Genomic DNA, 24,189 nt, shown 5'->3' with positions numbered 1-24,189 from the left:
GCCATTGGGGGGTGCGACTGCTGTGCAAGCGAATACCGCCATGATCGGCGGTCTGCGCATCCGGGTCGATACCGCCGATCCGGAACAGGCGCGAACTCAGATCGGGTCCGTCTACTGTCCCCACCGCCTCACCGTCCGCGGCAGTCTGCGGGCGTTCCGCGCGCGGCACGCGGAGGGAGGCACCCGCGACTTAGGCGTTTACTCCCTGTCGTATGGAGCGGGAACCACGGTTCTGGAGTCGTCGACGTTCGACGACTTCGTCCTCGTATCCCAGCAGATCGGCGGGCGGTTCGCGGCCCGCGCCGAAAGTGGGGAACGACTGCTGGTGCCCGGCGAACACGTCGTGCTGGATGCGCACACGGCGTATCGGCTGCGCTGGGAAGAAAACTGCAACCTTTTCCATGTGCGAATTCCCCGTACCGAATTCGAGGCGACCGTTGCCGAGTTCTCCGGCGCGGCCGAGCCGGCCGCCGTCCGATTCCCGTTGCGGTGGCACCCGTCCAGGCCGGGGTCGATGGCCGTCGCGAGGGTGATGCAATTCCTGCTCCTGAACGCCGGACGGAACGGGCTCTTGGCGTCCGGGGCTCTGCTGTCCGCACAGATGCGGCGGATGTTGATAGCGAGCTTGGTCGAGGCCTATCCCGGGGTCCTTCACACGGCCGGCACGGGCCCCACCGGTGGCGTCGGGCCGCCGGCCATTCGGCGCGCGATCGCCTACCTCGAGGACGCGGCGGCCGAGGACATCCGTATCGGTGACGTCGCCGCCGCGGCCCGGCTGAGCAGCCGCGCCCTCCAGGAAGCCTTCCGTAAGCACCTGGACACGACGCCCATGGCCTACCTCAAGGCAATCCGTCTCGCCCGGGCGCACGCCGACCTGCGGCGGTCATCGCACGAGGACGGGACCACCGTGGCGGCCGTCGCCTACCGCTGGGGCTTCGGCAATCTCGGCCGGTTCGCGGCCGACTACCGGCGGGAGTTCGGCCGCTCACCCCGCGAGGTGCTGCGCGCGCCAAACTGACGCCTCGCCGCGCCGGATACCCGGTCTGCCCAGGTCAGCGGCGCCAACGGGTATGGTGCTTGATGTGGTGAGAATTCCCCGACCGCCGCATCCGAGCGTCAAGCCCGGGGTCAAGGTCGACGCGCGCAGCGAACGGTGGCGCGAACACCGCAAGAAGGTGCGCGGCGAAATCGTGGACGCGGCCTTCCGCGCCATCGACCGCCTGGGCCCCGAGCTCAGCGTGCGGGAGATCGCCGAGGAGGCCGGCACCGCCAAGCCCAAGATCTACCGGCACTTCCACGACAAATCCGACCTGTTTCAGGCGATCGGCGAGCGGCTGCGCGACATGTTGTGGGCGGCGATCTTCCCGTCGATCGACCTGAAGACCGACTCGGCGCGCGAGGTGATCCACCGCGCCGTCGAGGAGTACGTCAACCTCGTCGACCAGCACCCCAACGTGCTGCGGGTGTTCATCCAGGGCCGTTCCGCCGCGAGCCCCAAGATCCTGGAGGAGGGCCGCGGCATCACCCTGGCCGTGGCCGACATGTTCGACAACGAGCTGCGGGAGATGGAGCTGGACCACGCGGCGATCGAACTGGCCGGTCACGCCGCCTTCGGATCGGCCGCGTCGGCCACCGAGTGGTGGCTGGGTCCCGAGGCCGACAGCCCGCGACGCATGCCGCGCGACCAATTCGTCGCCCACCTGACCACCATCATGATGGGCGTCATCGTGGGCACCGCCGACGCGCTGGGCATCGCGATGGACCCCGACCAGCCGATTCACAGCGTGGTGCCCAGCAACCCCGCCGCCAGCTGAGCTCCCGCGGCGTTGACATCGCCGCGGCCGTCGATAACACTCGCCCTATTCGATACCCTGGGTACTGGGTATTTGCGTGAGCCAACAGGAAGACCATCCGCCGTGACCGATGCCATGACACAAGCCGAGCCGACACAGCAGGCACAGGAGCCGGTGCACACCCGCGCCCTCATCATCGGGACCGGCTTCTCCGGTCTGGGCATGGGCATCAAGCTGCAACAGCAGGGCGTGGACTTCGTCATCCTGGAGAAGGCCAACGACGTCGGCGGCACGTGGCGCGACAACAGCTATCCCGGCTGCGCCTGTGACATCCCCTCGCACCTGTACTCCTTCTCCTTCGAGCCCAAGCCGGACTGGAAGAACCCGTTCTCGTATCAGCCCGAGATCTGGGACTACCTCAAGGCCGTCACCGAGAAATACGGGCTGCGCCGCTACATCGTGTTCAACTCGCTGGTCGACCGGGGCCACTGGGACGACGACGAGAACCGCTGGCATGTCTTCACCACCGACGGGCGCGAGTACGTCGCGCAGTTCCTGATCTCCGGGGCGGGCGCGTTGCACATTCCGTCGTTCCCCGACATCGAGGGCCGTGACGAATTCGCCGGTCCCGCTTTCCATTCCGCGCAGTGGGACCACAGCGTCGACCTGACCGGCAAGCGGGTGGCCGTGATCGGCACCGGCGCCAGCGCGATCCAGATCGTGCCCGAGATCGTGGGGCAGGTCGCCGAACTTCAGCTCTACCAACGCACCCCGCCGTGGGTGGTGCCGCGGTCCAACCCCGAGCTGCCGGTGGCGCTGCGCCGGGCCATGGAAAACGTTCCCGGCCTGCGCGCGGCGGTGCGCCTGGCGATCTACTGGGGCCAGGAGGCGCTGGCCTTCGGCATGACCAAGCGGCCGAACGCGCTGAAGTTCATCGAGGCCTACGCGAAATACAACATCTGGCGCTCGGTCAAGGACCGCGAGCTGCGCCGCAAGCTGACCCCGAACTACCGCATCGGTTGCAAGCGAATCCTGAACTCCTCCACGTACTACGGCGCCGTCGCCGACCCCAAGACCGAACTGGTCACCGACGGCATCACCCGGGTCACGCGCGACGGGATCGTCACCGCGGACGGCAAAGAGCGCAAGGTGGACGTGATCGTCTACGGCACCGGCTTTCACGTCACCGACTCCTACACCTACGTCCAGATCAAGGGGCGAAACGGCGAGGACCTGGTCGACCGCTGGAACCGGGAGGGCATCGGCGCGCACCGGGGCATCACCGTCGCCGACGTGCCGAACCTGTTCTTCCTGCTGGGGCCCAACACGGGTCTCGGCCACAACTCCGTGGTGTTCATGATCGAGTCCCAGATCCACTACGTCGCCGACGCGATCGCGAAATGCGACAAGCTGGGCGCCGAGGCGCTGGCCCCGACCCGCGCCGCGCAGGACCGGTTCAACGACGAACTGCAGCAACGACTTTCGCAGTCGGTGTGGAACAGCGGCGGCTGCAGCAGCTGGTACCTCGACGAGCACGGCAAGAACACCGTGCTGTGGGGCGGCTACACCTGGGAGTACTGGCGAGCGACCCGAGCGGTGAAGCCGGAGGAGTACCAGTTCTTCGGGGTCCGCCGCACCCGCAAGGACCGGAGCCCCGCCGCGTAGGCGTCAGCCAAATCTTCATCTGGAGTTCAGCGGCCGTCGGGCTTTACCCTGGGAGGGAAATGAGCGCCTATCAGACCGTGGTGGTCGGCACCGATGGCTCGGATTCGTCGCTGCGTGCGGTGGACCGCGCAGCCGCGATCGCTGCGGATCACGGCGCGACATTGATCGTCGCAACCGCGCATCTCCCCGTCCCCGAGGAAAAGGGCCGCTACGCCATCCCGCCGGGCAGTGACCACGGTCAGGACTATCGGACGGTGGGTGAGGCCCCGTTCTACGCGATCCTGCAGACCGCCAGGGAACGCGCGCATCAAGCCGGGGCCAACAACGTGGAGGAGAAGTCGATAGTCGGCGCCCCCATCAACGCGCTGGTGCAGCTCGCCGAGGAGGTCGATGCCGACCTGCTGGTCGTCGGCAACGTCGGGCTCAGCAGCGTCGCCGGGCGGCTGCTGGGATCGGTGCCCTCGGAAGTCTCCCGCAGGGCCAAGACCGACGTGCTGATCGTCCACACCACCGGCTGAGCTCAGACATCGGCGGTACCCGCCAGCGCGCCGCGCGGTTCGCTTGACTCCGAGCCCTTTGCAAAGGACCGAAGGTTCAGCCGCACAATGCGATCCAGGACGCGGTCGGATACCACGCGGCTGATCAGCAGCAGCATCGCGGCGTCGCGCCCGATGGTGTAGCGAGTCCGGGGGCGAGATGCGGTGGCGGCGTTGGCGATAACCCTCGCGGCGTGTTCGGCGGACACGCCGTCCTCGCCGAACGATCGGGCTTGTGCGGTGACTGCCGCGGCGAGTTCGCCGTAGCGGGCGAGTTGGGCCTCGGTCATGGTCGCCATCAGCCCCTGCGCGGTGGTGATCCCGCGCTCGGCCATCTCGGTCTTGACCGCCCCCGGTTCGACGACGACGACCTTGATTCCGGTGCCGGCGACCTCGCGGCGCAGCGCGTCACTGACCGCCTCGAGCGCAAACTTCGAACCGGCATACGCGCCGTATGTCGGCAGAACCACCTTTCCGCCAACGGAACTGATGTTCACGACGGTGCCGGAGCTGCTCAGCAGCGCGGGAAACAGCGCCTGGGTCATCGCGATATGACCGAACAAGTTGACCTCGAACTGCTGGCGCCACTCGGCCAGCGCCAGCGTCTCGACGGGCGCATTGATCGCGATGCCGGCGTTGTTGACGAGCGCACGAAGCGGACGCTGCAGCGGATCGTCCGCGACGCGGTCGGCGATCGCGACGACGTCCGATTCAACGGTGATGTCGAGGATGCACGGCTCGATCCCTTCGGCGCGCAACGCCTCGGCATCGGCAGCGCGGCGTACGCCGGCGAGCACGTGAAAACCCCTGCGGGCCAGTTCTTTTGCCGTGGCCGACCCGATGCCCGTCGAGGCACCGGTGACGACGGCCAGCTCACGACGGTCGGCGCGATTTGACGAATTCATGGCGGTCTCCATCCGATGTCCGGCATTTGAGTTGACGCTGTCAACCCAAACTAGGCGGTTGAGTTGACACTGTCAACCAAACTGCGGGCTTATGCTCTGCCAGTGACGACACGAGCGGAAAGCGCGGCGGCCACGCGCCGTGCGCTGCTGGAGGCGGCGGGGGCCCTACTCGACCTCGGCGGGGTCGAGGCCGTGACGCTGCGCGAGGTCGGTGCGCGCGCGGGTGTTTCGCGCTCGGCGGCCTATCGCCACTTCGCCGACAAGGAATCTCTGCTCGCGGTCCTGGCCACCAATGCGCTGAGTGAGTTGGGCGATTTCCTCGAGGCGCTCGCCAACAGCGGTGACTCGCCCAAGCAGTCGCTGCGATTCGGACTTCTTTCGCTGATCGAGATCGGCCGCACCCGGCCCCACCTGTATCGCCTGATGTTCACCCCTCCCGCTGGCGACCCGACCGAGGCGCTGCGGGTCGCCGAACGCGCGCAGAACCTGTTTCTCGACATCGTGGGACGCATCACCGGTCCGCGGCAGGCGAGACGCTACGGGGCGCTGCTTTTGACCAGCGCCCATGGCATCACGGGCCTGGACCTGAGCGGCCACATGGATCTGGACAAGTGGCACACCAACGCCGAGGAGCTCGTCGACACGCTCATCTCCGTGCTGCCAAAAGCGCGATAAAAGCCTTCGCGGCGGCGTCGACGCCGGTTTCGTCGTTCGTGGCGACGAGATCCAGGAGCAGGCCACGGGTGACGGCCAGCCCGAGCCTCGCCATCGCGCCGTCGTAGGGGACGCCGGCGGCGGCCGATTCGACCTCGCGCAGCCAGCCGTCGACGGCGCCGGGAATCATTCGCGTGAAGGGCTTTTCGCCCTGAGCCGCCCGCGAATAGCACTCGAAGAAGAGGCGCTCCAGCTGGCGCAATTCGGGGCGGCGAAGGTCGGCCCACATCATGGCGAAGCCGTCGGCCGGGTCCTGCGGCAGGTCGGGGACCAGCGCCATCTGGCGGCGCTCGGCCTCCTCGACGATCGCGATCAGCAGGTCTTCGCGAGAACCGAAGTGGTGCAACAGCATCCGGTGGCTGGTGCCGACCGCGGCGGCGACGTCGCGAAGCGAGCGGTCGCCGATGCCGTTCGCGGCGAACTCGTCGAAGAGCGCGTGCAGCAGGTCGCGGCGCCGCTGTCGGTCAGGAGTGCGGGCCACTGGCGCGGCTGACCTGCTCAGACCGGGCCTTGAGGCCCTTGGCCTCCATCTCGAGGAACCGCTTGGTCCGCTTGACGGTCAACCGCCCGACCAGCGCGCCGAGGAGGCCCCGCTGATCGAGTTCCTGGCGCACCAGCGTGCGGCCGCCCGGCAGGGCGGTGACGAAATGGCGAGCGATGACATTCACGCCGGGGGAGCGGGTCGCCCACGTCCACGAGGTGCCGGGCTCGATCTCGGCGACCTTCCAGATCAGCTTCTGCAGGCCCGGTTGCTTGATCGCGAACCGCCTGCCGACCGCCAGGGCAGAACCGTCCCGCCCGGTCAGGGAGGTGACCGACGCGGTCCACTCGGGCCAGCGTTCAACGTCGCTGAACACGTCCCACACGACCTGCGGCGGCGCGTCTATCTCGATGCTGTCTTGGGTAAACATGTACCAAATGGTACATCTAAGTTCCGGCTTTGCCTACGCCTTTACGACGCGGGCGTTGAGGTGCTTGAGGGCAGCCTCGGCGCCGTTCCACCCGGGGATGCCGGTCACGCCGGGACCGGGGTGCGTGCACTGGCCGCACAGGAAGAGCCCGTCGACCGGGGTGGCGAACTTGTCGGCGCCCTCGACGACACGGCCGGTCCACAGCTGGTTGGGTTGCAGCAGGCCGTGCGAGTAGTCGCCGGCGTGTGCGCTGAAGGTGCTGCCGAAGTAGCGGTTGGAGAACACGACGCGATTGGTGACGGAATCGGCGAACCCGGGCGCGAAGGTGTCGAAGATGCGCACGCAGGTGTCGGCGTATTGCTCCTTCCAGCTTCGGTTTTCGTCGGCGTCCAGCCCGGTCGGGAAGTACGGGGTGAAGATGGTCGCGCTGTGCTTGCCCGCCGGCGCCAGCGACGAGTCGACCATGCTGGGGATGTACAGGTAGGTGGGTGGCGCGTCGGGAAGCTGCCCCTTGCGGTATTGCTCCCACGCGTCGCTGATGTACTCCGGCGACGGCGCGTAGGCGACGGTGGGACACCACTGGCCGTTGTCGTGCATGAAGGGCTGCAGCCGCTCGATCCATTGGGGCGCTTGGTCAATGGTGAGGTGCGCCTGGATGTAGCCCAGGTTGAAGTTGATCTCCTTGATCTTGCGGATGTAGTCGGGCGGAAAGTTCTGCGCCCCGGCCAGATTCACGAACGTGGTGTACGGATCGAGCGACGAGAGCACCGCGTCGGCGGAAATCGTTGTGCCGTCGCGCAATTGGACCCCGGTGGCGCGTCCGTCGGTGACCAGGATGTCCTTGACGTGCTGCTTCATCTGCACCTCGGCGCCCAGCGATTCGGCGCGCCGGCACAGCGCGGCGCTCAGCGAGCCGATGCCCCCGCGCGGCATGATGTATTCGACGTTGCCGCCGCCAATGAGGTAGTGGTACAAGGTCGATGCGTTCGAACCGGGGGTCCAGGGTCCGCCGTCGAACGCGTCGATCGACATCGCCGCCAGCGAGCCCTGGATGCAGCGGGCCTGGTCGGGCGCCAGGAATCGCCGGACCGTGTCCATCGTGCTGCCGTACCACATCTGGGCGAAATCGTGGCGGTCCTCGGGCGTCGGCTGGGAAGCGATCACCTCGATGATGTCCAGCGGCGGCCCGAACGCCGAGTCGACGAAATACGGTGCGAACCGGCCGATGTGGGCAAACAGGGACCCCAGCGCCGCGGCGGTGTCGGCGCCGTGGTCGTCGAGCAGGTGGCGCGCCATGCGCTCGAGGTCGTTGTACATCACGAACGGGGTGTCCCCGGGCTCGCCGAAGGTGCACGTCGACGTCCACTGGTCCATCAGCTCGAAGCCCCACTTGGTGAGCTCGAGCCGCTCGGTCATCTCCTGACGCCAGATCAGCACGGCCCACGCGCCGACGCTGTGCTTGTATCCGTCGAAGAGCTCGCGGGTGGCGGCCATCCCGCCGAGGAAGTGCGCCCGTTCCAGGACAAGCACTTTCGCGCCGCCCTTCGCCAGCACGTTGGCGGCGACCAGACCGTTGTGGCCGGCCCCGATGATGATCGCGTCGTAGTCAGCCATTCCGATCCGCCTCCGATCAGATGATCCCCGCCTGACCCGCACAATGTCACACATGACATATTTGCGTCAATAGTGACATCAGGTGCATGCTTGAAGCCGTGGCGACGTCAACCAGCGGCCAGCGTGTCGGCACTTCCGAAATGAGCCGCAGCGCCCGCACGCGTCAGGCGCTGCACGAGGCGGCGATGCGCCGCTTCGTGGCCGACGGCGTGCACCGGACCAGCGTCGCCGACATCGCCGCCGACGTCGGTGTCACCGAGCGGACGTTCTACCGGCACTTCGTGTCCAAACACGCGGTGCTGTTCGCCGACTACGACATCGGCTTCGAATGGTTCGCCCGCGCCCTGGCGCTGCGCCCGCACGGGGAACCCATCACCCAGTCGGTGCGAAAGGCCGTGGACGCCTTCCCCTTTGACTTCGAGATGGTCCGTGAGGCCGCCATCATCCGGTCGCGCGACCTGGACCAGGAAATCATCACCGGCCACATTCGGCGGCTTCGCGATCAGCTCGCCGCCGAGATCCAGCGCTTCATCAGGCGGCGATCGGCGATCACCGCCGACGGCGCGATGATCGCCGACATCGCCGCACACAGCCTGGCCAGCGCGGTGTTCATCGCGCTGGAAACGTGGATGGCCAAGGGCGTGCACGAAACCGACGACCTGAGCCGGCTGACCGACATAGCGCTGAGCGCGCTGGAGGACGGCCTCACCCATACGTTGCGCAAGGCCGGGCTGGACTGAGCGGCCCGCGCCGCTCGGTGAAGCGGACACGTCGCGACACGCAAACACAAGTTGTTGTGTTCCGCCGCCTTGTCGGACCCCAGGGGTAGTGTTTGTGACCTAGACATCGAAGGCAAAACCGGCTGGTGAAGAAGGGTTCTGGTGACGAACATGAAGCTGATTGACCGGACCTCGGCGATCAACTGGAACCGGGTGCAAGACGACAAGGACGCCGAGGTCTGGGAGCGGGTGACCGGAAATTTCTGGTTGCCCGAGAAGGTGCCGGTGTCCAACGACCTGCCGTCGTGGGGGACGCTGACCGACAGTGAAAAGCAGCTGACGATGCGGGTGTTCACGGGGCTGACGCTGCTGGACACCGTTCAGAGCACGGTCGGCGCGGTCAGCATGATTCCGGATGCACTGACGCCGCACGAGGAGGCCGTCCTCACCAACTTCGCGTTCATGGAGTCCGTGCACGCCAAGAGCTACAGCTCGATCTTCTCCACGCTGTGCTCCACCACCGAGATCGACGACGCCTTCCGCTGGTCGGAGGAGAACGTCAACCTGCAGCGCAAAGCCCAGATCGTGATCGACTACTACCGGGGCGACGACCCGCTCAAGCGCAAGGTGGCCTCGGTGCTGCTGGAAAGCTTCCTCTTCTATTCCGGTTTCTACCTGCCGATGTACTGGTCGAGCCGGGCCAAGCTGACCAACACCGCGGACCTGATCCGGCTGATCATCCGCGACGAGGCCGTGCACGGCTACTACATCGGCTACAAGTTCCAGCGCGGGCTGGCCCTGGTCGACGACGCCAGGCGCGCCGACATCAAGGACTACACCTACGAACTGCTCTTCGAGCTCTACGACAACGAGGTGGACTACACGCAGGACCTCTACGACGAGGTCGGGCTGACCGAGGACGTCAAAAAGTTCATCCGGTACAACGCCAACAAGGCGCTGATGAACCTCGGCTACGAGGCGATGTTCCCGCGCGACGAGACCGACGTGAACCCGGCGATCCTGTCGGCGCTGTCACCCAACGCCGACGAGAACCACGACTTCTTCTCCGGGTCGGGTTCGTCGTACGTGATCGGCAAGGCCGTCGTGACCGAAGACGAGGACTGGGACTTCTAAACAGTTCGACGTCGGCCGGTCGACTCGCCACACTGATGCCATGGGCGTGACGAGACGACGATTTCTGTCCGGGGCAAGCGCGAGCGTGATGTCGATCGTCACAATAGGTGCCTTCGCCGAGGGTGCGTCGTCGGCGTCGCCCGATACCGGCTTCGCCGTGACCCACACCGACGCCGAGTGGCAAAAACTGCTGACACCGGCCCAATACAACGTGTTGCGCAACGCGGGCACCGAGACTCCGTACACCAGCCCACTCAATGACGAACACCGTCGCGGCGTTTTTGGCTGCGCGGGCTGCGGGCAGCACCTGTACTCCTCGGACACGAAGTTCGACAGCGGCACCGGTTGGCCGAGCTTCTGGAAGGCGCTGGACAACGCGGTAGTGCAACGCCCAGACGCCAGCCTGGGCGTGATGCGCACCGAAGTTCTCTGCAGCCAATGCGGCGGGCACCTCGGCCACGTGTTCACCGACGGACCGCAGCCGACCGGTCTGCGGTACTGCATGAACGGCGTCGCTATGACCTTCCAGGCGCTCTGAGCCGCTCAAGTGCGTCGAGCCGGTAAATCTGCAGACAAAGTGCGAGTAGTGGCCTGCAGATTTACCGGCTCGGCGTCGCAGGCCGGGCAGGATGAACAGCGTGAGCAGTGACGACAGTGTGGGTGCGGCGGACTTCCGTCGCGCGTTGGCACTCATCCAGCACGGCGAGCGCGGCGACGAAGCGGGTATGCGGGTCATCGTCGACGATGAAGTCATCCCGGCCGGCCGGCTGCCACAGCTGATCCGCGCCACCATCTCGATCCTGTGGCAACTGATGGCTCAGCTCTGCGAACCGGACGAAGTCGCGGAGATCGGCGAAACCCTGGCCTTGGCGGCTACCGACGACGAGAGCGGCCTCAACCGCGACAACCGGCTCGTGGCTCGGATGGCCATGGCACAACATTCGGGAGATCCCGGCGCCGAGAATGACGTGCTTCGCGACGCAGCTGCGGCGCCCGACGGTCTGGTACGCCTCGCGCTGACCGCCGCAGGCGTGGTCTCCGCGATGCTGCCTGTGTTACGCACCGCTGCCGGCCGGCAGTTGCTCAACAACCTGGCGATGCAAGCCTCGCGCGACGAGAACAGCTGACCGACGACGTCCAAAAGGTGTTGCCAGGACTTCTCAAGCGCTCGATGAACGCCGCATGAATTGTCGGGGCGGCCCGGCGCTACGGTGGCGCCGTTAACCGGGTTCCCGGGACACTAATGGGCGTGGCGATAACCTCATCTTCTACGGCCGCGTTTTTCCGTTCAGTGATCCGGTGGCTGCAGTGCGGCTACCCCGAGGGCGTACCCGGGCCCGACCGGATTCCGCTGCTCGAGCTGCTGCGCAGCACCCCCTTGACCGAGGACGAGATCAAGCAAGTCGTCGACGAAATCGACGAGGAGGTCGAGGCGGGTGACGCGCTCGACCGCGACGTGATCGCCGACTTCATCTCCGGCGTGACCCACCACGACGCCGGCCCGGAGAACATCGCGCGGGTGGCCGCCAAGCTGGCCGCCGCCGGCTGGCCGCTGGTCGGCATCTCCAAAGGGCCGGACACCATCGCCGAGCAGGGCGCGGCCAACGGCGAACCGGAACCGGCCTCGGAGCAGGTCTCCTAAGCCCCTACAGGGTTGAGATGTCGATGACGAAGCGGTAGCGCACGTCGCTGGCGAGCACGCGCTCGTAGGCCTCGTTGACGTAGTCCGCCTCGATGACCTCGATCTCGGGCGTCACGTCGTTCGCGGCGCAGAAGTCCAGCATCTCCTGTGTCTCGGCGATCCCGCCGATGTTGGACCCGGACAGGCTGCGCCGCGCCAGCGCCAGCGGGAACGCCGGGACCTCCATGGGGTGCTCGGGGATCCCGAGCTCGACGAGCGTGCCGTCGACGTCGAGCAGGTTCAGGTAGTCACCGAGGGGCAGGTTCGCCGACACGGTGTTCAGGATCAGGTCGAAGCTGCCGCGCAGGTTGCGGAAGGTGTCGGGGTCGGCCGTCGCGTAGTAGTGCTTGGCCCCCAGGCGCAGGCCGTCCTCCATCTTCTTCAGCGACTGGGACAGCACGCTCACGTCGGCGCCCATCGCGGCGCCCAGCTTGACGCCCATGTGCCCGAGCCCACCGAGGCCGATGATCGCCAGGCGGGTGTCCTTGCCGGCGTTCCAGTGCCGCAGCGGCGAGAACAGCGTGATGCCGGCACACAGCAGCGGCGCGGCCTTGTCCAGCGGCAGCGAGTCGGGGATGCGCAGGACGAAGTTCTCGTCGACGACGATCGCCTGGCTGTAGCCGCCCTGCGTCGGCGTGCCGTCCTTGTCGATGGAGTTGTAGGTGAAGACCGCGCCCGGCTTGCAGTACTGCTCGAGCCCGGCCTTGCAGCTGCTGCACTCGCCGCAGGAGTTCACCATGCAGCCGACGCCGACGTGGTCGCCCACCTTGTACTTCGTGACCTCGGCGCCGACGGCAGACACCACGCCGGCGATTTCGTGGCCGACGACCACGGGGTAATTCGGTGTGCCCCATTCGCCCTTGGCGGTGTGGATGTCCGAGTGGCAGATGCCGGCAAACTTGATGTCGATGGCGACGTCGTGCGGGCCGGGCTCGCGGCGCTCGATGGTGGTCTTGGTCAACGGTGCGGTCGCCGAGGTGGCGGCGTACGCAGAAACAGTGCTCATGAATATCCCTCTTTGATTGCTATGCGTCCCAGAGAAGTTTAGCTAAGGTAAATGTTCTCCGGCCACTTGCCGGGTGGCTAGTTGATCGGGGCGTTGAGCAGGCGCAGGTCATCGACGATGCCGCGGGCCGCGATCAGGCCCTCGCCGGTTTGCCATACCTCGTCGTTGACGACGTACACCCGGTTGTCGTGATTGGCGGACAGCTTGCGCCAGGGGTTGCTGTCCAGCACGGTGGCGGCGCGATCCGCGGCGGCCGGGGTGGCGCACGAGAGGTAGACGACGTCGGCGTCCGCGGCGGACAGATCCGGGTTTTTCGCGAGGTCGGCGTCGGTGGCGCCGATCTCGATGTAGGGCTTGTCGGTGAACCGCTGGGCGGCCGGCCGGTCCACCCCGACGGCCCCGAGCACGCTGGCCGGGAAGTTGTTGGCGCCGTACACCCGGATCGTGGTGGTGGTCAGCTGCACGATCGACGCCTGGAAGTGCGACGCGTCGTGCGCCGAGCCGATCTGCGTGGCCCGCTGCGTGAACCCGGCGATCAGGGCGTCGACGGCGCCCGTGCGCGCGGTGGCGGCACCGACGCCGCGCAGGTTGTCCTCCCAGGCCGCGCCGGGCGCCGCCGTGAACACGGTCGGGGCGATTGCGGCGAGCTGCGGATACAGCTTGGGGGTCAGGCCCTGCGATCCCAGGATCAGGTCGGGGTGGGCCGCGGCGATGCCGCCCAGGTCGGGATTGGTGCGGGTGCCGACGCCGGGCAGGCCATGGACCGCACCGCCCAGATACGACGGCTGGCCCGGCGACCCGTCCGGCAGCGCGGCGGCGACCACCCGCGATTGCAGGCCGAGCGCGCACAGCGCGTCGAGCTGGTCACCTGAGAGCACGACGATGCGCCGGGGCTCCGCGGGGACGGCGGCAGTGTCGGGGGTGACGCCGGCGGCGGTGCGGGCCTGCCGGGTGGGCGGCCCGGGATCGGCCGCGGCGGCGTCGCGCGCGCACGACTCGTCGGGCTTGCGGTCGTTTCCCAGCACGCCGGCGCCCGCGATCTGGGTGGTGGGCGTGATCAGCGATCGGCTCGACGCCTTGGTGCCGGGGCCGCCGGATCCGCAGCCGCCGCAGGCCACGACGGCGACGGCCAGAACGGCTGCGGCCACGAGCGATCGCCTTGCCAGCACGGGTCCGACGCTAACATCCGGCGACTTCGGAGCCATTTACGACAGTTTGTAGGACTGCCCCTGACGTCGAGTTGTCCGGGGGCTAAGATTCGGAGTCAATACTGGGTTCGGGCCCTGTCCGACGATGTTTGGAGGAGCTGTTGACAGCCGAAGCCCCCCCGCTGGGAGAACTCGAGGCCGTCCGTCCGTACCCGGCCCGGACCGGTCCCAAAGGGAACCTCGTCTACAAGCTGATCACCACCACCGATCACAAGATGATCGGCATCATGTACTGCGTCGCCTGCTTCATCTTCTTCTTCTTGGGCGGGCTGCTGGCGCTGTTGATGCGCACCGAGCTGGCGGCGCCCGGGCTGCAGTTCCTGTCGAACGAACAGTTCAACCAGCTGTTCACCATGCACGGCACGATCATGCTGCTGTTCTACGCGACGCCGATCGTGTTCGGGTTCGCCAACCTGGTGCTGCCGCTGCAGATCGGGGCCCCCGACGTCGCCTTCCCGCGCCTGAACGCGTTTTCGTTCTGGCTGTTCCTGTTCGGCGCCACGATGGGCGCCGCCGGCTTCATCACGCCGGGCGGGGCCGCCGACTTCGGCTGGACCGCCTACACCCCGCTGACCGACGCCATCCACTCGCCCGGCCCCGGCGGCGACCTGTGGATCATGGGCCTGATCGTCGCGGGTCTGGGGACGATCCTGGGCGCGGTCAACATGATCACCACCGTGGTCTGCATGCGCGCGCCGGGCATGACGATGTTCCGGATGCCGATCTTCACCTGGAACATCCTGGTGACATCGATCCTGGTGCTCATCGCGTTCCCGTTGCTCACCGCGGCGCTGTTCGGCCTGGCCGCCGACCGCCACCTGGGGGCGCACGTCTACGACGCGGCCAACGGCGGAGTCCTGTTGTGGCAGCACCTGTTCTGGTTCTTCGGGCACCCCGAGGTGTACATCATCGCGCTGCCGTTCTTCGGGATCGTTTCCGAGGTGATCCCGGTGTTCTCCCGCAAGCCGATCTTCGGTTACACCACCCTGGTGTACGCGACGCTGTCGATCGCCGCGCTGTCGGTCGCGGTGTGGGCGCACCACATGTTCGCCACCGGCGCCGTTCTGCTGCCGTTCTTCTCGTTCATGACGTATCTCATCGCGGTGCCGACCGGGATCAAGTTCTTCAACTGGATCGGCACGATGTGGAAGGGGCAGTTGACCTTTGAGACGCCGATGCTGTTCTCGGTGGGCTTCATGGTCACCTTCCTGCTGGGCGGCCTGACCGGTGTGCTGCTGGCCAGCCCGCCGCTGGACTTCCACGTGACCGACACCTATTTCGTCGTCGCGCACTTCCACTACGTGCTGTTCGGCACCATCGTGTTCTCCACCTTCGCCGGCATCTACTTCTGGTTCCCGAAGATGACGGGCCGGCTGCTGGACGAGCGGCTGGGCAAGCTGCACTTCTGGTTGACGTTCATCGGCTTTCACGTGACGTTCCTGGTGCAGCACTGGGTGGGCGATTTGGGTATGCCGCGCCGCTACGCCGACTACCTGCCCACCGATGGCTTCCAGTCGTACAACATCGTCTCGACGATCGGCGCCTTCATCCTGGGCGCGTCGATGTTCCCGTTCGTGTGGAACGTGTTCAAGAGCTGGCGCTACGGCGAGGTCGTGACCGTCGACGACCCGTGGGGCTACGGCAACTCGCTGGAGTGGGCGACCAGCTGCCCGCCGCCGCGGCACAACTTCACCGAGCTGCCCCGGATCCGTTCGGAGCGCCCGGCATTCGAGCTGCACTATCCGCACATGGTGGAGCGGCTGCGCGCCGAGGCGCACGTGGGCCGTCACGCCACGGCGCTGGAGTCACCGAAGGGATTCGGCCCGCGCACCGAACCGGATCGCTCGACCAGTGACCAGTAGCGGCGGCTGCCGCGGGTGAACTCGCCACTCAAGGTGTCGGTGCTGATCACCGTCACCGGCGTGGATCAGCCGGGCGTGACGTCGGCGCTGTTCGAGGCGCTGTCACGGCACGGGGTGGAGTTGCTCAACGTCGAACAGGTGGTGATCCGCGGGCGCCTGACGCTCGGCGTGCTGCTGTCCTGCCCGCCCGAGGTCGCCGGGGGCGCCGCGCTGCGCGATGACGTCGAATCCGCCGTCCGCGCAAAGGGTCTCGAGGTCAGCATCGAACCCAGCGACGACGTCCCGATCATCCGGCATCCGTCGACGCACACCATCTTCGTGCTCGGCCGGCCGATCACGGCGCGGGCGTTCGGCGCGGTGGCCCGGGAGGTGGCGGCGCTGGGCGTCAACATCGACCTGATCCGCGGTGTCTCCGACTATCCGGTGACCGGCCTGGAGTTGCGGGTGTCGGTGCCGGCCGGCGCCGATGGGCCGCTGCGCAACACGCTGTCGCGGGTGGCCGGTGACGAGCGCGTCGACATCGCGGTCGAGGGCTACAGCCTGGAACGGCGCGCCAAGCGGCTGATCGTCTTCGACGTCGACTCCACCCTGGTGCAGGGTGAGGTCATCGAGATGCTGGCGGCGCGGGCGGGCGCGCAGGGCGCGGTCGCCACGATCACCGAGGCGGCCATGCGCGGCGAGCTCGACTTCGCGCAGTCGCTCGAGCAACGGGTGGCCACGCTGAAAGGCCTGCCCGCCACCGTGATCGACGAGGTCGCCGCCCAGCTGGAGCTGATGCCCGGCGCCCGAACGACGCTGCGCACCCTGCGCCGCTTGGGTTTTCGCTGCGGCGTGGTCTCCGGCGGGTTCCGGCGGATCATCGAACCGCTGGCGGACGAGCTGTCGCTGGACTACGTCGCCGCCAACGAGCTGGAGATCGTCGACGGGACCCTCACCGGCCGGGTCACCGGCCCGATCATCGACCGGGCCGGCAAGGCTCAGGCCCTGCGGGAATTCGCGCAGCAGGCCGGGGTGCCGATGGAGCAGACCGTCGCCGTCGGCGACGGCGCCAACGACATCGACATGCTGGCCGCGGCCGGGCTGGGGGTGGCGTTCAATGCCAAGCCGGCGCTGCGCGAGGTCGCCGACGCGTCGCTGAGCCACCCCTACCTGGACACGGTGCTGTTTCTGCTGGGCGTGACGCGCAGCGAGATCGAGGCCGCGGACGCAGTCGACGGCCAGGTGCGCCGGGTGGAGATCCCGCCGGATTAATGGCCATCGCGGTACGGCACGATAAGCGGGTGCCCGAGAACGGAAGTCGGAGGTGACGCCCGAGGATTCGCGAGAATCCGAGGGTGGAGCCGACCAAACGGCCGAGGCAGCCGACCCGGATCTGCTGATCGACTTCAGAAACGTGTCGTTGCAGCGCGGCGGACGCACCCTGGTCGGACCGCTGGATTGGGCCGTGGAACTCGACGAACGCTGGGTGATCATCGGGCCCAACGGCGCGGGCAAGACGTCGTTGCTGCGCATCGCCGCTGCGAGCGAGCACCCGTCGTCGGGCGTGGCGTTCGTGCTCGGCGAGCGGCTGGGCCGGGTCGACGTGTCGGAGCTGCGGTCGCGGATCGGGCTGAGCTCGTCGGCGCTCGCGCAGCGGATCCCCACCGACGAAGTCGTGCGCGACCTCGTCGTCTCGGCGGGCTACGCGGTGTTGGGCCGGTGGCGCGAGCGCTACGAGGACGTCGACTACCGCCGGGCGATCGACATGCTGGAAAGCCTTGGCGCCGAACACCTCGCGGACCGCACCTACGGCACGCTGTCGGAGGGGGAGCGCAAGCGGGTGCTGATCGCCCGCGCGTTGATGACCGACCCGGAGCTGCTGCTGCTCGACGAGCCCGCCGCCGGCCTGGACCTCGGCGGTCGGGAGGAGCTGGTGGCCCGGCTGGCCGACCTGGCCGCCGACCCCGACGCGCCCGCGCTGGTGCTGGTCACCCACCACGTGGAGGAGGTGCCGCCCGGCTTCAGCCACTGCATGCTGCTCTCGGAGGCCCGGGTGGTCGCGGCGGGTCTGCTGTCCGACGTGCTGACCGCCGAGAACCTGTCCGCGGCGTTCGGCCAGTCGATCGCCCTGGACGTCGCCGACGGGCGCTATTTCGCCCGACGAGTTCGCACCCGCGCGGCCCACCGGAGGCAGCTATGAGTACACCGCAGGACCCGCCGCCGCTGGTCCCCAGGCCCGCGGCGACCGTGATGCTGGTCCGCGACGACCCAGACGGGATCGCCGTCTTCCTGATGCGCCGGCACGCCAAGATGGAGTTCGCCGCGGGGACGATGGTGTTCCCCGGCGGCGGCGTCGACGACCGCGACCGCAACGCCGATATCGCGTGGGCGGGGCCGCCGCCGCAGTGGTGGGCGCAGCGGTTCGGCATCGAACCCGACCTGGCCGAGGCGCTGGTCTGCGCCGCCGCCCGGGAGACGTTCGAGGAATCCGGGGTGCTGTTCGCGGGGCCGGCCGGGGCGCCGGACAGCATCGTCGGCGACGCCTCGGTGTACGGCGACGCGCGCCGCGCGCTGGCGGACGGCACGCTCTCCTTCGCGGACTTCCTGCGCCGCGAGAACCTGGAGCTGCGGTCGGACCTGCTGCGGCCGTGGGCCAACTGGGTGACGCCGGAGGCCGAGCGCACCCGCCGCTACGACACCTATTTCTTTGTGGGGGCGCTGCCGGAGGGGCAGCGGGCCGACGGGCGCAACACCGAGTCCGACCGCGCGGGCTGGACGACGCCGCAGGCCGCCATCGACGACTTCTCCCACGGCCGGTGCTTCCTGCTGCCGCCGACCTGGACGCAGCTGGACTCGCTGGCCGGTCGCACCGTCGCCGACGTGCTGGCCGTCGAGCGCCAGATCGTCACCGTGCAGCCCCACCTCGAAATCCAGGGCGACAACTGGATTTTCGAGTTCTTCGACTCCGACCGCTACCACCAGGCCCGCGAGGCGGGCGGCATGGGGTGGCGGCATTGAGGGAATTCGTCAGCGTCGTGGTCAGCGACGGGTCGCGCGACGCCGGCCTGGCCATGCTGCTGCTCTCGCGGCCGCCCACCAACGCGATGACCCGGCAGGTCTACCGCGAGATCGTGTCCGCGGCCGACGAGCTGGCATGCCGCGACGACGTCGCCGCCGTGATCCTGTTCGGCGGCCACGAAATCTTCTCCGCCGGCGACGACGCGCCGGAGCTGCGGACGCTGACCGCGGGCGAGGCGGATACCGCGGCCCGGGTGCGACAGGATGCCCTGGACGCCGTCGCGGCGATCCCCAAGCCGACCGTCGCCGCGATCACCGGCTACGCGCTGGGCGCCGGCCTGGCCCTGGCCCTGGCCGCCGACTGGCGGGTCAGCGGCGACAACGTCAAGTTCGGCGCCACCGAGATACTGGCCGGCCTGGTCCCCGGCGGCGGGGCGATGACCCGGCTGGCCCACGTCACCGGCCCGAGCCGGGCCAAGGAGCTGGTGTTCAGCGGGCGCTTCTTCGACGCCGAGGAGGCGCTGGCGCTGGGGCTGATCGACGAGATGGTGGCCCCCGACGACGTCTACGACGCCGCGGCGGCGTGGGCCCGCCGGTTCCTCGACGGGCCGAGCCACGCGCTGGCCGCCGCCAAGGCCAGAATCAACGCCGTTTTCGATCGGCTCCCGGGCGCCGATTAGGCTGCCCTTCATGACGACGAGTTCGACGGACGCCGTTCCCAACCCGCATGCCACCGCCGAGCAGGTGGAGGCGGCGCGGCACGACAGCAAGCTGGCCCAGGTGCTCTACCACGACTGGGAGGCGGAGAACTACGACGAGAAATGGTCGATCTCCTACGACCAGCGGTGTGTCGAGTACGCCCGGGACTGCTTCGACGCCACGGTCCCGGACCAGGTGCTCAGGGAGCTGCCCTACGACCGCGCACTCGAATTGGGTTGCGGGACAGGCTTTTTCCTGCTGAACCTGATCCAGTCCGGGGTGGCGCGGCGCGGGTCGGTCACCGACCTGTCGCCCGGCATGGTCAAGGTCGCCACCCGCAACGGCCAATCGCTGGGCCTGGACATCGACGGCCGCGTCGCCGACGCCGAGGGCATCCCGTACGAGGACAACACCTTCGACCTGGTGGTCGGCCACGCGGTGCTGCACCACATCCCCGATGTCGAGCTGTCGCTGCGCGAGGTGGTCCGCGTGCTGCGTCCCGGCGGCCGGTTCGTCTTCGCGGGCGAGCCGAGCAATGCCGGCGAGGTCTACGCGCGCGCCCTCTCGACGCTGACCTGGCGGGTCGTCACCAACGTCACCCGGTTGCCGGGCCTGGGCGGCTGGCGACGCCCGCAGGCCGAGCTGGACGAGTCCTCGCGCGCCGCGGCGCTGGAGGCCCTCGTCGACCTGCACACGTTCGCGCCGGGAGACCTGCAGCGCATGGCGGCCAACGCGGGCGCCGTCGACGTCCGGACCGCCACCGTCGAGTTCACCGCCGCGATGCTGGGCTGGCCGCTTCGCACGTTCGAGTGCGCGGTCCCGCCGGGGCGGCTGGGCTGGGGCTGGGCGAAATTCGCCTTCAACGGCTGGAAGACGTTGAGCTGGGTGGACGCCAACGTGTTGCGGCACGTGGTGCCGAAGGGCTGGTTCTACAACGTGATGGTCACCGGGGTCAAACCCTCCTGAGTGCTGGGCTGCACGTCGCCCGGCGACGATGCAGGCCGCGCAGCGGCGTGAGGAGGAGCCGGGCAATCAGAATCAGCGCCGACGACGTCAGCTACCTGCGGTCGGAATCGGGTGCCGCGGCGCTGGCCGCCGTCGCCGAATTCGAGCTGACCGACGCGACGCGGGTCGCGGACGTCGCCGCGGCGCGCGCCCGGTTCGGTGACCGGGCGCCGGTGCTGGTGGAGACGACGCTGCTGCGCCGCCGCGCCGTGGACAAGCTGGGTGAGCTGGACGTTTCCGGCTGGCTGTTCACCGACGAGGCGCTGCAGCAGGCCACCGCGGCGCCGGTCGCGCTGCACCGGGCCGGGCGGCTGGCGGAGACGGGCGCGACGGTGCACGACGCGACCTGTTCGATCGGGACCGAGCTGGCCGCGCTGCGCGGCGCGGGCGTGCGCGCGGTGGGCAGCGACATCGACACGGTGCGCCTCGCGATGGCGCGCCACAACCTGGGCGCGGCGACCGGCCTGTGCCGCGCCGACGCGCTGCACCCGGTGACCCGCGACGCGGTGGTCCTCGTCGACCCGGCGCGCCGCCTCGGGGGACGGCGGCGGATGCGCGTCGACGACTACGCACCGGCCCTGGTCCGGGTGCTGGAGACATACCGCGACCACGATCTCGTCGTAAAGTGCGCTCCCGGAATAGATTTCGAAGACCTGAAGCGTCTTGGTTTTGACGGCGAGATCGAGGTGACGTCGTATCGCGGCTCGGTCCGGGAAGCCTGCCTGTGGTCGCCCGGGCTGTCGCGGCCCGGCGTGCGGCGACGGGCGAGCGTCCTCGATCGTCGGGAAGAGATCACCGACACCGAACCGGACGACTGCCCGGTCGGCCCGCCCGGGCGGTGGATCGTCGACCCCGACGGGGCCGTGGTGCGGGCCGGCCTGGTGCGCCACTACGGCGCCCGGCACGGGCTGTGGCAACTCGACCCCGACATCGCGTACCTGTCCGGGGATCGGCTGCCGCCGGGGGTGCGGGGCTTCGAGGTGCTCGAGCAGCTGGCATTCGACGAGCGCCGGCTGCGGCAGGCCCTGGCGGGGCTGGACTGCGGGGCGCTTGAGATCCTGGTTCGCGGGGTGCGCGTCGACCCCGACGCGCTGCGGCGGCGCCTGCGCCCGCGCGGTGACGTGCCGCTGTCGGTGGTCATCGCCCGCATCGGCTCCGGGGCGGCCGGTCGTCCGACCGCCTTCGTCTGCCGGGCGTCCCGGTAGGCTGGCTGCGTCACACCTGGTAGGCGCCCCGCCCTTAATCCGCGAGGACAATTCACGATGCGTTACCTGATAGCGGCCGCGGTGCTGGCTGCGGGGGCTTTTGTGGTCGCACCGGGCTGGGCGGCGGGCGCGGAACCGCCGTCGTGCGCCAGCCTGGGCGGCACCGTCGAGGCCGGCCAGATGTGTCAGGTGCACGTCACCGGCCCCACCTACATGCTGAACATGTCGTTTCCCGCCGACTACCCCGACGAGCAGGCGCTGGTCGACTACATCGCGCAGAACCGCGACGGGTTCGTCAACGTCGCGCAGGGATCCGGGACGCGCGACCAGCCGTACCAGATGGAGGCCACCACCGAGCAACACACCGCCGGACAGCCGCCCCACAACACCCGCAGCGTCGTGCTCAAGTTCTTCCAGGACCTGGGCGGTTCCCGCCCGACCACCTGGTACAAGGCGTTCAACTACAACCTCGGCACCAAACAGCCCATCACCTTCGACAACCTGTTCGCGCCGGGCACGACGCCGCTGGACAGCATCTTTCCCATCGTCCAGCGCGACCTGAACCGGCAAAACCCGCTGGGCGCAGTGATATTGCCGTCGACCGGGCTCGACCCGTCGCACTATCAGAACTTCGCGATCACCGACGACCAGCTGATCTTCTACTTCGCCCCGGGCGAGATGCTGCCGTCGTTCGGCGGCCCCACCCAGGCGCAGGTGCCCCGCAGCGCCATCCCGCCACTGGCCGTGTAGCGCTGAGTGTGCGCCCAGGGTTTTGCGTGTGAGTCCTGGGCGGCGACGCGCCGACGAGCTGCGCCGCAGCCGCACAATCAACGCCGCGCATTCACCTTCAATGCATCCCGGCTCAGACGGGCCCGGCCAGCGTCTCCATCGCCGCGGCGCCGATCGCCAGACCGACCTGCGCCACACAACCGATGAGCGGGACGAAAAAGGCCGTTCGGCGCCGGACGAGCAGGAACACCGCGACGGCGACGTCGGCGACCAAAACGGCGGCGCCGCCCCAGACGCCCAGCATCATGGCGCGGTCGATCCACGCGGGGTCGCCGCACTTCACAGAGCCGCACGGGTCGGTGCCCATGACGAACAGGCCCAGCAGCACATACGTCGCCGCCAGCAGCAGCCCGTGGACGACCAGCAGGACGACGGTCGCGACGACGTCGGCGGGGCGGCTGCGCGCGCTCATGCCGGCCCGAATCCATAGACCTGACCGTCGCTGGTGGCGGCCACCACCCGGCGATCGTTACCGATTGACACCCCGACGGGATACCCGCTGGCCGCCGGAAGCGGATAGCTGCCGAGCGTGTGCCCGTTGCCCGGATCGAACACCAGCACCGACATCCCGGGTGTGCCGTTCGCGGGTGGACCGCCGACGACCACGTAGCCGGCGCCGCCGCCGGCCAGGCTCGACGACGACAGCGGCGTCACGTCGTCGCGGCGCCAGGCCGGATCGGCGTGATCGCCGGCATCCTTGAACGCCGCCAGCCGCGTGTCGGGGCCACCGCCCGACACGATCAAACCCTGCGGGGTGACCGCCGGTGGCGTCTGCGCCAGAAAGCCAAGCGGCGCCGACCATTTCGGTTTCCCGTCGGCGGCGTGCAGGGCCCACAGCCGTTGGTCGCGGCCGTTGACGTAGACGGTCGACCCGTCGGCGGACAGCACCGGGCTGGCGATGACACCGGCTCCGACGGCGTCGCTGGTCCAGTCCCGGGTGATCAGCGGCGTCTGGCCCGGGTGGTACTTCAGCCCGACCAGCCCGGCGGCCGGGGCGCCGGGCTGCCAGACGCCCAGCACCGCGGTCCCGTTGGCCGGCGAGTAGGCCGGCGCCGCGGCGACCGGGCAGCCCGGCCGGGCGGGCGCGCAATCGGTCAACCCGCGCGTCGCGTCGGTGGGGTCGACGCCCTCCACCAGATCGAGCGGGCTGCCGACCACCTCGCCGCGGTGCGAGTCGAAAACCAGCACCTGCCCCAGGTGCGTGGTGACGAGCAGCTGGCCGTGCCCCAGAAACCTTGGGGTGGTGGGCATTCCGATCACCGGCTGGCGCCACCGCGTCCACTGGGTCACCGGAAACGAGAAGAAGGTGCCCGGCTGGCCGACATACAGGTTGTCGAAGCCGTCGAACAGCGGGCCGGCGAAGCCGCCGCCCTGGACCAGCCGCACACACCAGCGTTGGCGGCCGTTGTCGTTGGCCTCCCACTCCATCAGCGAACAGCCGGCCGGGGTCTGCGCGTTGAGCGCGAGGTAGCTGCGCGCGCTCAGCGCCGCGCCCGACCCGAGGCTGCCCTTGACCGACCGGGTCCACTGCAGCGACAGCTTGGTCGCGCCGCCGGTGGCGGTGTAGCTGCTGTTGGCGGCGTCGCCGTATTGCGCCGGCCAGCCCTGCGCGGCCGAGGCGTCCACCCACGAGTCGGTGTTGCCGCAGGCGCCGAGCCCGACCGCGAGCCCGGCCGCCAAGGCTGCGCACGAGCCACGCCGAAGCCCACGCAGGAGATGTCGGGCAAGCACCTCGGGTTTCCAGAT

Annotated in this window: 25 protein-coding genes and 1 pseudogene; 18 read left to right on the top strand and 8 right to left on the bottom strand. The window is 68.7% G+C overall.

The window, feature by feature from the left end:
- Positions 1–22: 22 nt before the first annotated feature.
- The 4 genes from A9X00_RS14665 to A9X00_RS14650 all read left to right on the top strand — a co-directional run bounded on the left by A9X00_RS14665 (position 23) and on the right by A9X00_RS14650 (position 3,976).
- On the top strand, positions 23–1,018 hold the full coding sequence (locus tag A9X00_RS14665; protein ID WP_156772092.1) for an AraC family transcriptional regulator: 996 nt from the start codon (positions 23–25) through the stop codon (positions 1,016–1,018).
- A gap of 64 nt (positions 1,019–1,082) precedes the next feature.
- Complete coding sequence (locus tag A9X00_RS14660; protein ID WP_156772091.1) at positions 1,083–1,814, top strand: TetR/AcrR family transcriptional regulator; 732 nt, start codon at positions 1,083–1,085, stop codon at positions 1,812–1,814.
- A gap of 114 nt (positions 1,815–1,928) precedes the next feature.
- Positions 1,929–3,458, top strand: coding sequence for an NAD(P)/FAD-dependent oxidoreductase (locus A9X00_RS14655; RefSeq protein ID WP_156772095.1), 1,530 nt, complete (start codon positions 1,929–1,931; stop codon positions 3,456–3,458).
- A gap of 59 nt (positions 3,459–3,517) precedes the next feature.
- Complete coding sequence (locus tag A9X00_RS14650) at positions 3,518–3,976, top strand: universal stress protein (protein WP_067154401.1); 459 nt, start codon at positions 3,518–3,520, stop codon at positions 3,974–3,976.
- 2 nt (positions 3,977–3,978) lie between these two features.
- Here A9X00_RS14650 and A9X00_RS14645 read toward each other — a convergent pair whose 3' ends face one another.
- Positions 3,979–4,899: an SDR family NAD(P)-dependent oxidoreductase gene (locus A9X00_RS14645; RefSeq protein WP_067154466.1), complete on the bottom strand. Its 921-nt coding sequence runs from the start codon at positions 4,897–4,899 to the stop codon at positions 3,979–3,981.
- A gap of 102 nt (positions 4,900–5,001) precedes the next feature.
- Here A9X00_RS14645 and A9X00_RS14640 point away from each other — a divergent pair, with 102 nt between their 5' ends.
- Entirely contained in the window at positions 5,002–5,574 is a 573-nt protein-coding gene (locus A9X00_RS14640) for a TetR/AcrR family transcriptional regulator (protein ID WP_067154398.1), read from the top strand.
- Here the strand turns inward: A9X00_RS14640 and A9X00_RS14635 are convergent.
- The 3 genes from A9X00_RS14635 to A9X00_RS14625 are packed head-to-tail and all read right to left on the bottom strand — an operon-like array spanning position 5,546 to position 8,138.
- The gene (locus tag A9X00_RS14635) at positions 5,546–6,094 is read right to left on the bottom strand and encodes a TetR/AcrR family transcriptional regulator (RefSeq protein ID WP_067154395.1); all 549 of its coding nucleotides are present in this window, start codon (positions 6,092–6,094) and stop codon (positions 5,546–5,548) included. The two genes, A9X00_RS14640 and A9X00_RS14635, sit on opposite strands and share 29 nt — an antisense overlap.
- Positions 6,078–6,524, bottom strand: coding sequence for an SRPBCC family protein (locus A9X00_RS14630; RefSeq protein ID WP_067154393.1), 447 nt, complete (start codon positions 6,522–6,524; stop codon positions 6,078–6,080). The genes A9X00_RS14635 and A9X00_RS14630 overlap by 17 nt, the downstream gene beginning before the upstream one ends.
- A 33-nt stretch (positions 6,525–6,557) precedes the next feature.
- Complete coding sequence (locus A9X00_RS14625; RefSeq protein ID WP_067154390.1) at positions 6,558–8,138, bottom strand: NAD(P)/FAD-dependent oxidoreductase; 1,581 nt, start codon at positions 8,136–8,138, stop codon at positions 6,558–6,560.
- Between the two features lie 98 nt (positions 8,139–8,236).
- Between A9X00_RS14625 and A9X00_RS14620 the strand changes: the two genes are divergently transcribed.
- The 5 genes from A9X00_RS14620 to A9X00_RS14600 all read left to right on the top strand — a co-directional run bounded on the left by A9X00_RS14620 (position 8,237) and on the right by A9X00_RS14600 (position 11,633).
- On the top strand, positions 8,237–8,878 hold the full coding sequence (locus tag A9X00_RS14620) for a TetR/AcrR family transcriptional regulator (RefSeq protein ID WP_197515170.1): 642 nt from the start codon (positions 8,237–8,239) through the stop codon (positions 8,876–8,878).
- 138 nt (positions 8,879–9,016) lie between these two features.
- On the top strand, positions 9,017–9,991 hold the full coding sequence (gene nrdF, locus A9X00_RS14615; protein WP_156772090.1) for a class 1b ribonucleoside-diphosphate reductase subunit beta: 975 nt from the start codon (positions 9,017–9,019) through the stop codon (positions 9,989–9,991).
- A gap of 40 nt (positions 9,992–10,031) precedes the next feature.
- On the top strand, positions 10,032–10,529 hold the full coding sequence (msrB, locus tag A9X00_RS14610) for a peptide-methionine (R)-S-oxide reductase MsrB (RefSeq protein WP_067154384.1): 498 nt from the start codon (positions 10,032–10,034) through the stop codon (positions 10,527–10,529).
- A 100-nt stretch (positions 10,530–10,629) separates the two neighbouring features.
- On the top strand, positions 10,630–11,118 hold the full coding sequence (locus A9X00_RS14605; protein ID WP_156772089.1) for a hypothetical protein: 489 nt from the start codon (positions 10,630–10,632) through the stop codon (positions 11,116–11,118).
- Between the two features lie 164 nt (positions 11,119–11,282).
- Positions 11,283–11,633: a DUF3349 domain-containing protein gene (locus A9X00_RS14600; protein WP_067154378.1), complete on the top strand. Its 351-nt coding sequence runs from the start codon at positions 11,283–11,285 to the stop codon at positions 11,631–11,633.
- Between the two features lie 4 nt (positions 11,634–11,637).
- On the opposite strand, the gene A9X00_RS14595 is transcribed toward A9X00_RS14600, so the two are convergent.
- Entirely contained in the window at positions 11,638–12,678 is a 1,041-nt protein-coding gene (locus A9X00_RS14595; RefSeq protein ID WP_067154375.1) for an NAD(P)-dependent alcohol dehydrogenase, read from the bottom strand.
- Positions 12,679–12,755: 77 nt separating this feature from the next.
- Complete coding sequence (locus A9X00_RS14590; protein WP_067154372.1) at positions 12,756–13,883, bottom strand: iron-siderophore ABC transporter substrate-binding protein; 1,128 nt, start codon at positions 13,881–13,883, stop codon at positions 12,756–12,758.
- A 104-nt stretch (positions 13,884–13,987) separates the two neighbouring features.
- Here A9X00_RS14590 and ctaD point away from each other — a divergent pair, with 104 nt between their 5' ends.
- From ctaD to A9X00_RS14550, 8 genes and pseudogenes are all read left to right on the top strand, one after another.
- Positions 13,988–15,748 carry a cytochrome c oxidase subunit I gene (gene ctaD, locus A9X00_RS14585; protein WP_067154459.1) on the top strand — a complete coding sequence of 587 codons (1,761 nt, stop codon included), beginning with the start codon at positions 13,988–13,990 and terminating at the stop codon, positions 15,746–15,748.
- Between the two features lie 15 nt (positions 15,749–15,763).
- A complete protein-coding gene (gene serB, locus A9X00_RS14580; protein ID WP_067154369.1) occupies positions 15,764–16,999 on the top strand; it encodes a phosphoserine phosphatase SerB in 1,236 nt (411 codons plus the stop codon).
- A 52-nt stretch (positions 17,000–17,051) separates the two neighbouring features.
- On the top strand, positions 17,052–17,927 hold the full coding sequence (locus A9X00_RS14575) for an ABC transporter ATP-binding protein (protein WP_067154366.1): 876 nt from the start codon (positions 17,052–17,054) through the stop codon (positions 17,925–17,927).
- Positions 17,924–18,745, top strand: a complete 822-nt coding sequence (locus A9X00_RS14570) for an NUDIX hydrolase (RefSeq protein ID WP_067154364.1) — start codon at positions 17,924–17,926, stop codon at positions 18,743–18,745. Before A9X00_RS14575 ends, A9X00_RS14570 begins: the two co-directional genes overlap by 4 nt.
- Positions 18,742–19,413 (top strand): annotated as a pseudogene (locus tag A9X00_RS14565) (enoyl-CoA hydratase); the annotation flags it as partial. The gene A9X00_RS14570 and the pseudogene A9X00_RS14565, both read left to right, overlap by 4 nt.
- 22 nt (positions 19,414–19,435) lie before the next feature.
- Positions 19,436–20,410: a class I SAM-dependent methyltransferase gene (locus tag A9X00_RS14560; RefSeq protein ID WP_067154361.1), complete on the top strand. Its 975-nt coding sequence runs from the start codon at positions 19,436–19,438 to the stop codon at positions 20,408–20,410.
- A 47-nt stretch (positions 20,411–20,457) separates the two neighbouring features.
- Positions 20,458–21,654 carry a class I SAM-dependent methyltransferase gene (locus A9X00_RS14555; RefSeq protein WP_232006817.1) on the top strand — a complete coding sequence of 399 codons (1,197 nt, stop codon included), beginning with the start codon at positions 20,458–20,460 and terminating at the stop codon, positions 21,652–21,654.
- A 57-nt stretch (positions 21,655–21,711) separates the two neighbouring features.
- Complete coding sequence (locus A9X00_RS14550) at positions 21,712–22,404, top strand: esterase (RefSeq protein WP_067154358.1); 693 nt, start codon at positions 21,712–21,714, stop codon at positions 22,402–22,404.
- 112 nt (positions 22,405–22,516) lie between these two features.
- On the opposite strand, the gene A9X00_RS14545 is transcribed toward A9X00_RS14550, so the two are convergent.
- Positions 22,517–22,855, bottom strand: coding sequence for a hypothetical protein (locus A9X00_RS14545; protein WP_067154354.1), 339 nt, complete (start codon positions 22,853–22,855; stop codon positions 22,517–22,519).
- Complete coding sequence (locus A9X00_RS14540) at positions 22,852–24,189, bottom strand: PQQ-binding-like beta-propeller repeat protein (RefSeq protein ID WP_369830752.1); 1,338 nt, start codon at positions 24,187–24,189, stop codon at positions 22,852–22,854. Before A9X00_RS14540 ends, A9X00_RS14545 begins: the two co-directional genes overlap by 4 nt.

This window comes from Mycobacterium sp. 1245805.9 (assembly GCF_001672915.1).
Taxonomy (GTDB): Bacteria; Actinomycetota; Actinomycetes; order Mycobacteriales; family Mycobacteriaceae; genus Mycobacterium.
Note: the sequence above shows the minus strand (reverse complement) of the source record. Positions and strands in the feature narration are given on the sequence as shown.

What these genes read in the sequence shown, in the direction of transcription:
- A9X00_RS14550 (WP_067154358.1), top strand. Translation starts at nt 21,712, where the DNA reads ATGCGTTACCTGATAGCGGCCGCGGTGCTGGCTGCGGGGGCTTTTGTG.
- A9X00_RS14545 (WP_067154354.1), bottom strand. Translation starts at nt 22,855, where the DNA reads ATGAGCGCGCGCAGCCGCCCCGCCGACGTCGTCGCGACCGTCGTCCTG.
- A9X00_RS14590 (WP_067154372.1), bottom strand. Translation starts at nt 13,883, where the DNA reads ATGGCTCCGAAGTCGCCGGATGTTAGCGTCGGACCCGTGCTGGCAAGG.
- msrB (WP_067154384.1), top strand. Translation starts at nt 10,032, where the DNA reads ATGGGCGTGACGAGACGACGATTTCTGTCCGGGGCAAGCGCGAGCGTG.
- A9X00_RS14625 (WP_067154390.1), bottom strand. Translation starts at nt 8,138, where the DNA reads ATGGCTGACTACGACGCGATCATCATCGGGGCCGGCCACAACGGTCTG.
- A9X00_RS14655 (WP_156772095.1), top strand. Translation starts at nt 1,929, where the DNA reads ATGACACAAGCCGAGCCGACACAGCAGGCACAGGAGCCGGTGCACACC.
- A9X00_RS14650 (WP_067154401.1), top strand. Translation starts at nt 3,518, where the DNA reads ATGAGCGCCTATCAGACCGTGGTGGTCGGCACCGATGGCTCGGATTCG.
- A9X00_RS14560 (WP_067154361.1), top strand. Translation starts at nt 19,436, where the DNA reads ATGACGACGAGTTCGACGGACGCCGTTCCCAACCCGCATGCCACCGCC.
- A9X00_RS14595 (WP_067154375.1), bottom strand. Translation starts at nt 12,678, where the DNA reads ATGAGCACTGTTTCTGCGTACGCCGCCACCTCGGCGACCGCACCGTTG.
- A9X00_RS14630 (WP_067154393.1), bottom strand. Translation starts at nt 6,524, where the DNA reads ATGTTTACCCAAGACAGCATCGAGATAGACGCGCCGCCGCAGGTCGTG.
- A9X00_RS14570 (WP_067154364.1), top strand. Translation starts at nt 17,924, where the DNA reads ATGAGTACACCGCAGGACCCGCCGCCGCTGGTCCCCAGGCCCGCGGCG.
- A9X00_RS14645 (WP_067154466.1), bottom strand. Translation starts at nt 4,899, where the DNA reads ATGAATTCGTCAAATCGCGCCGACCGTCGTGAGCTGGCCGTCGTCACC.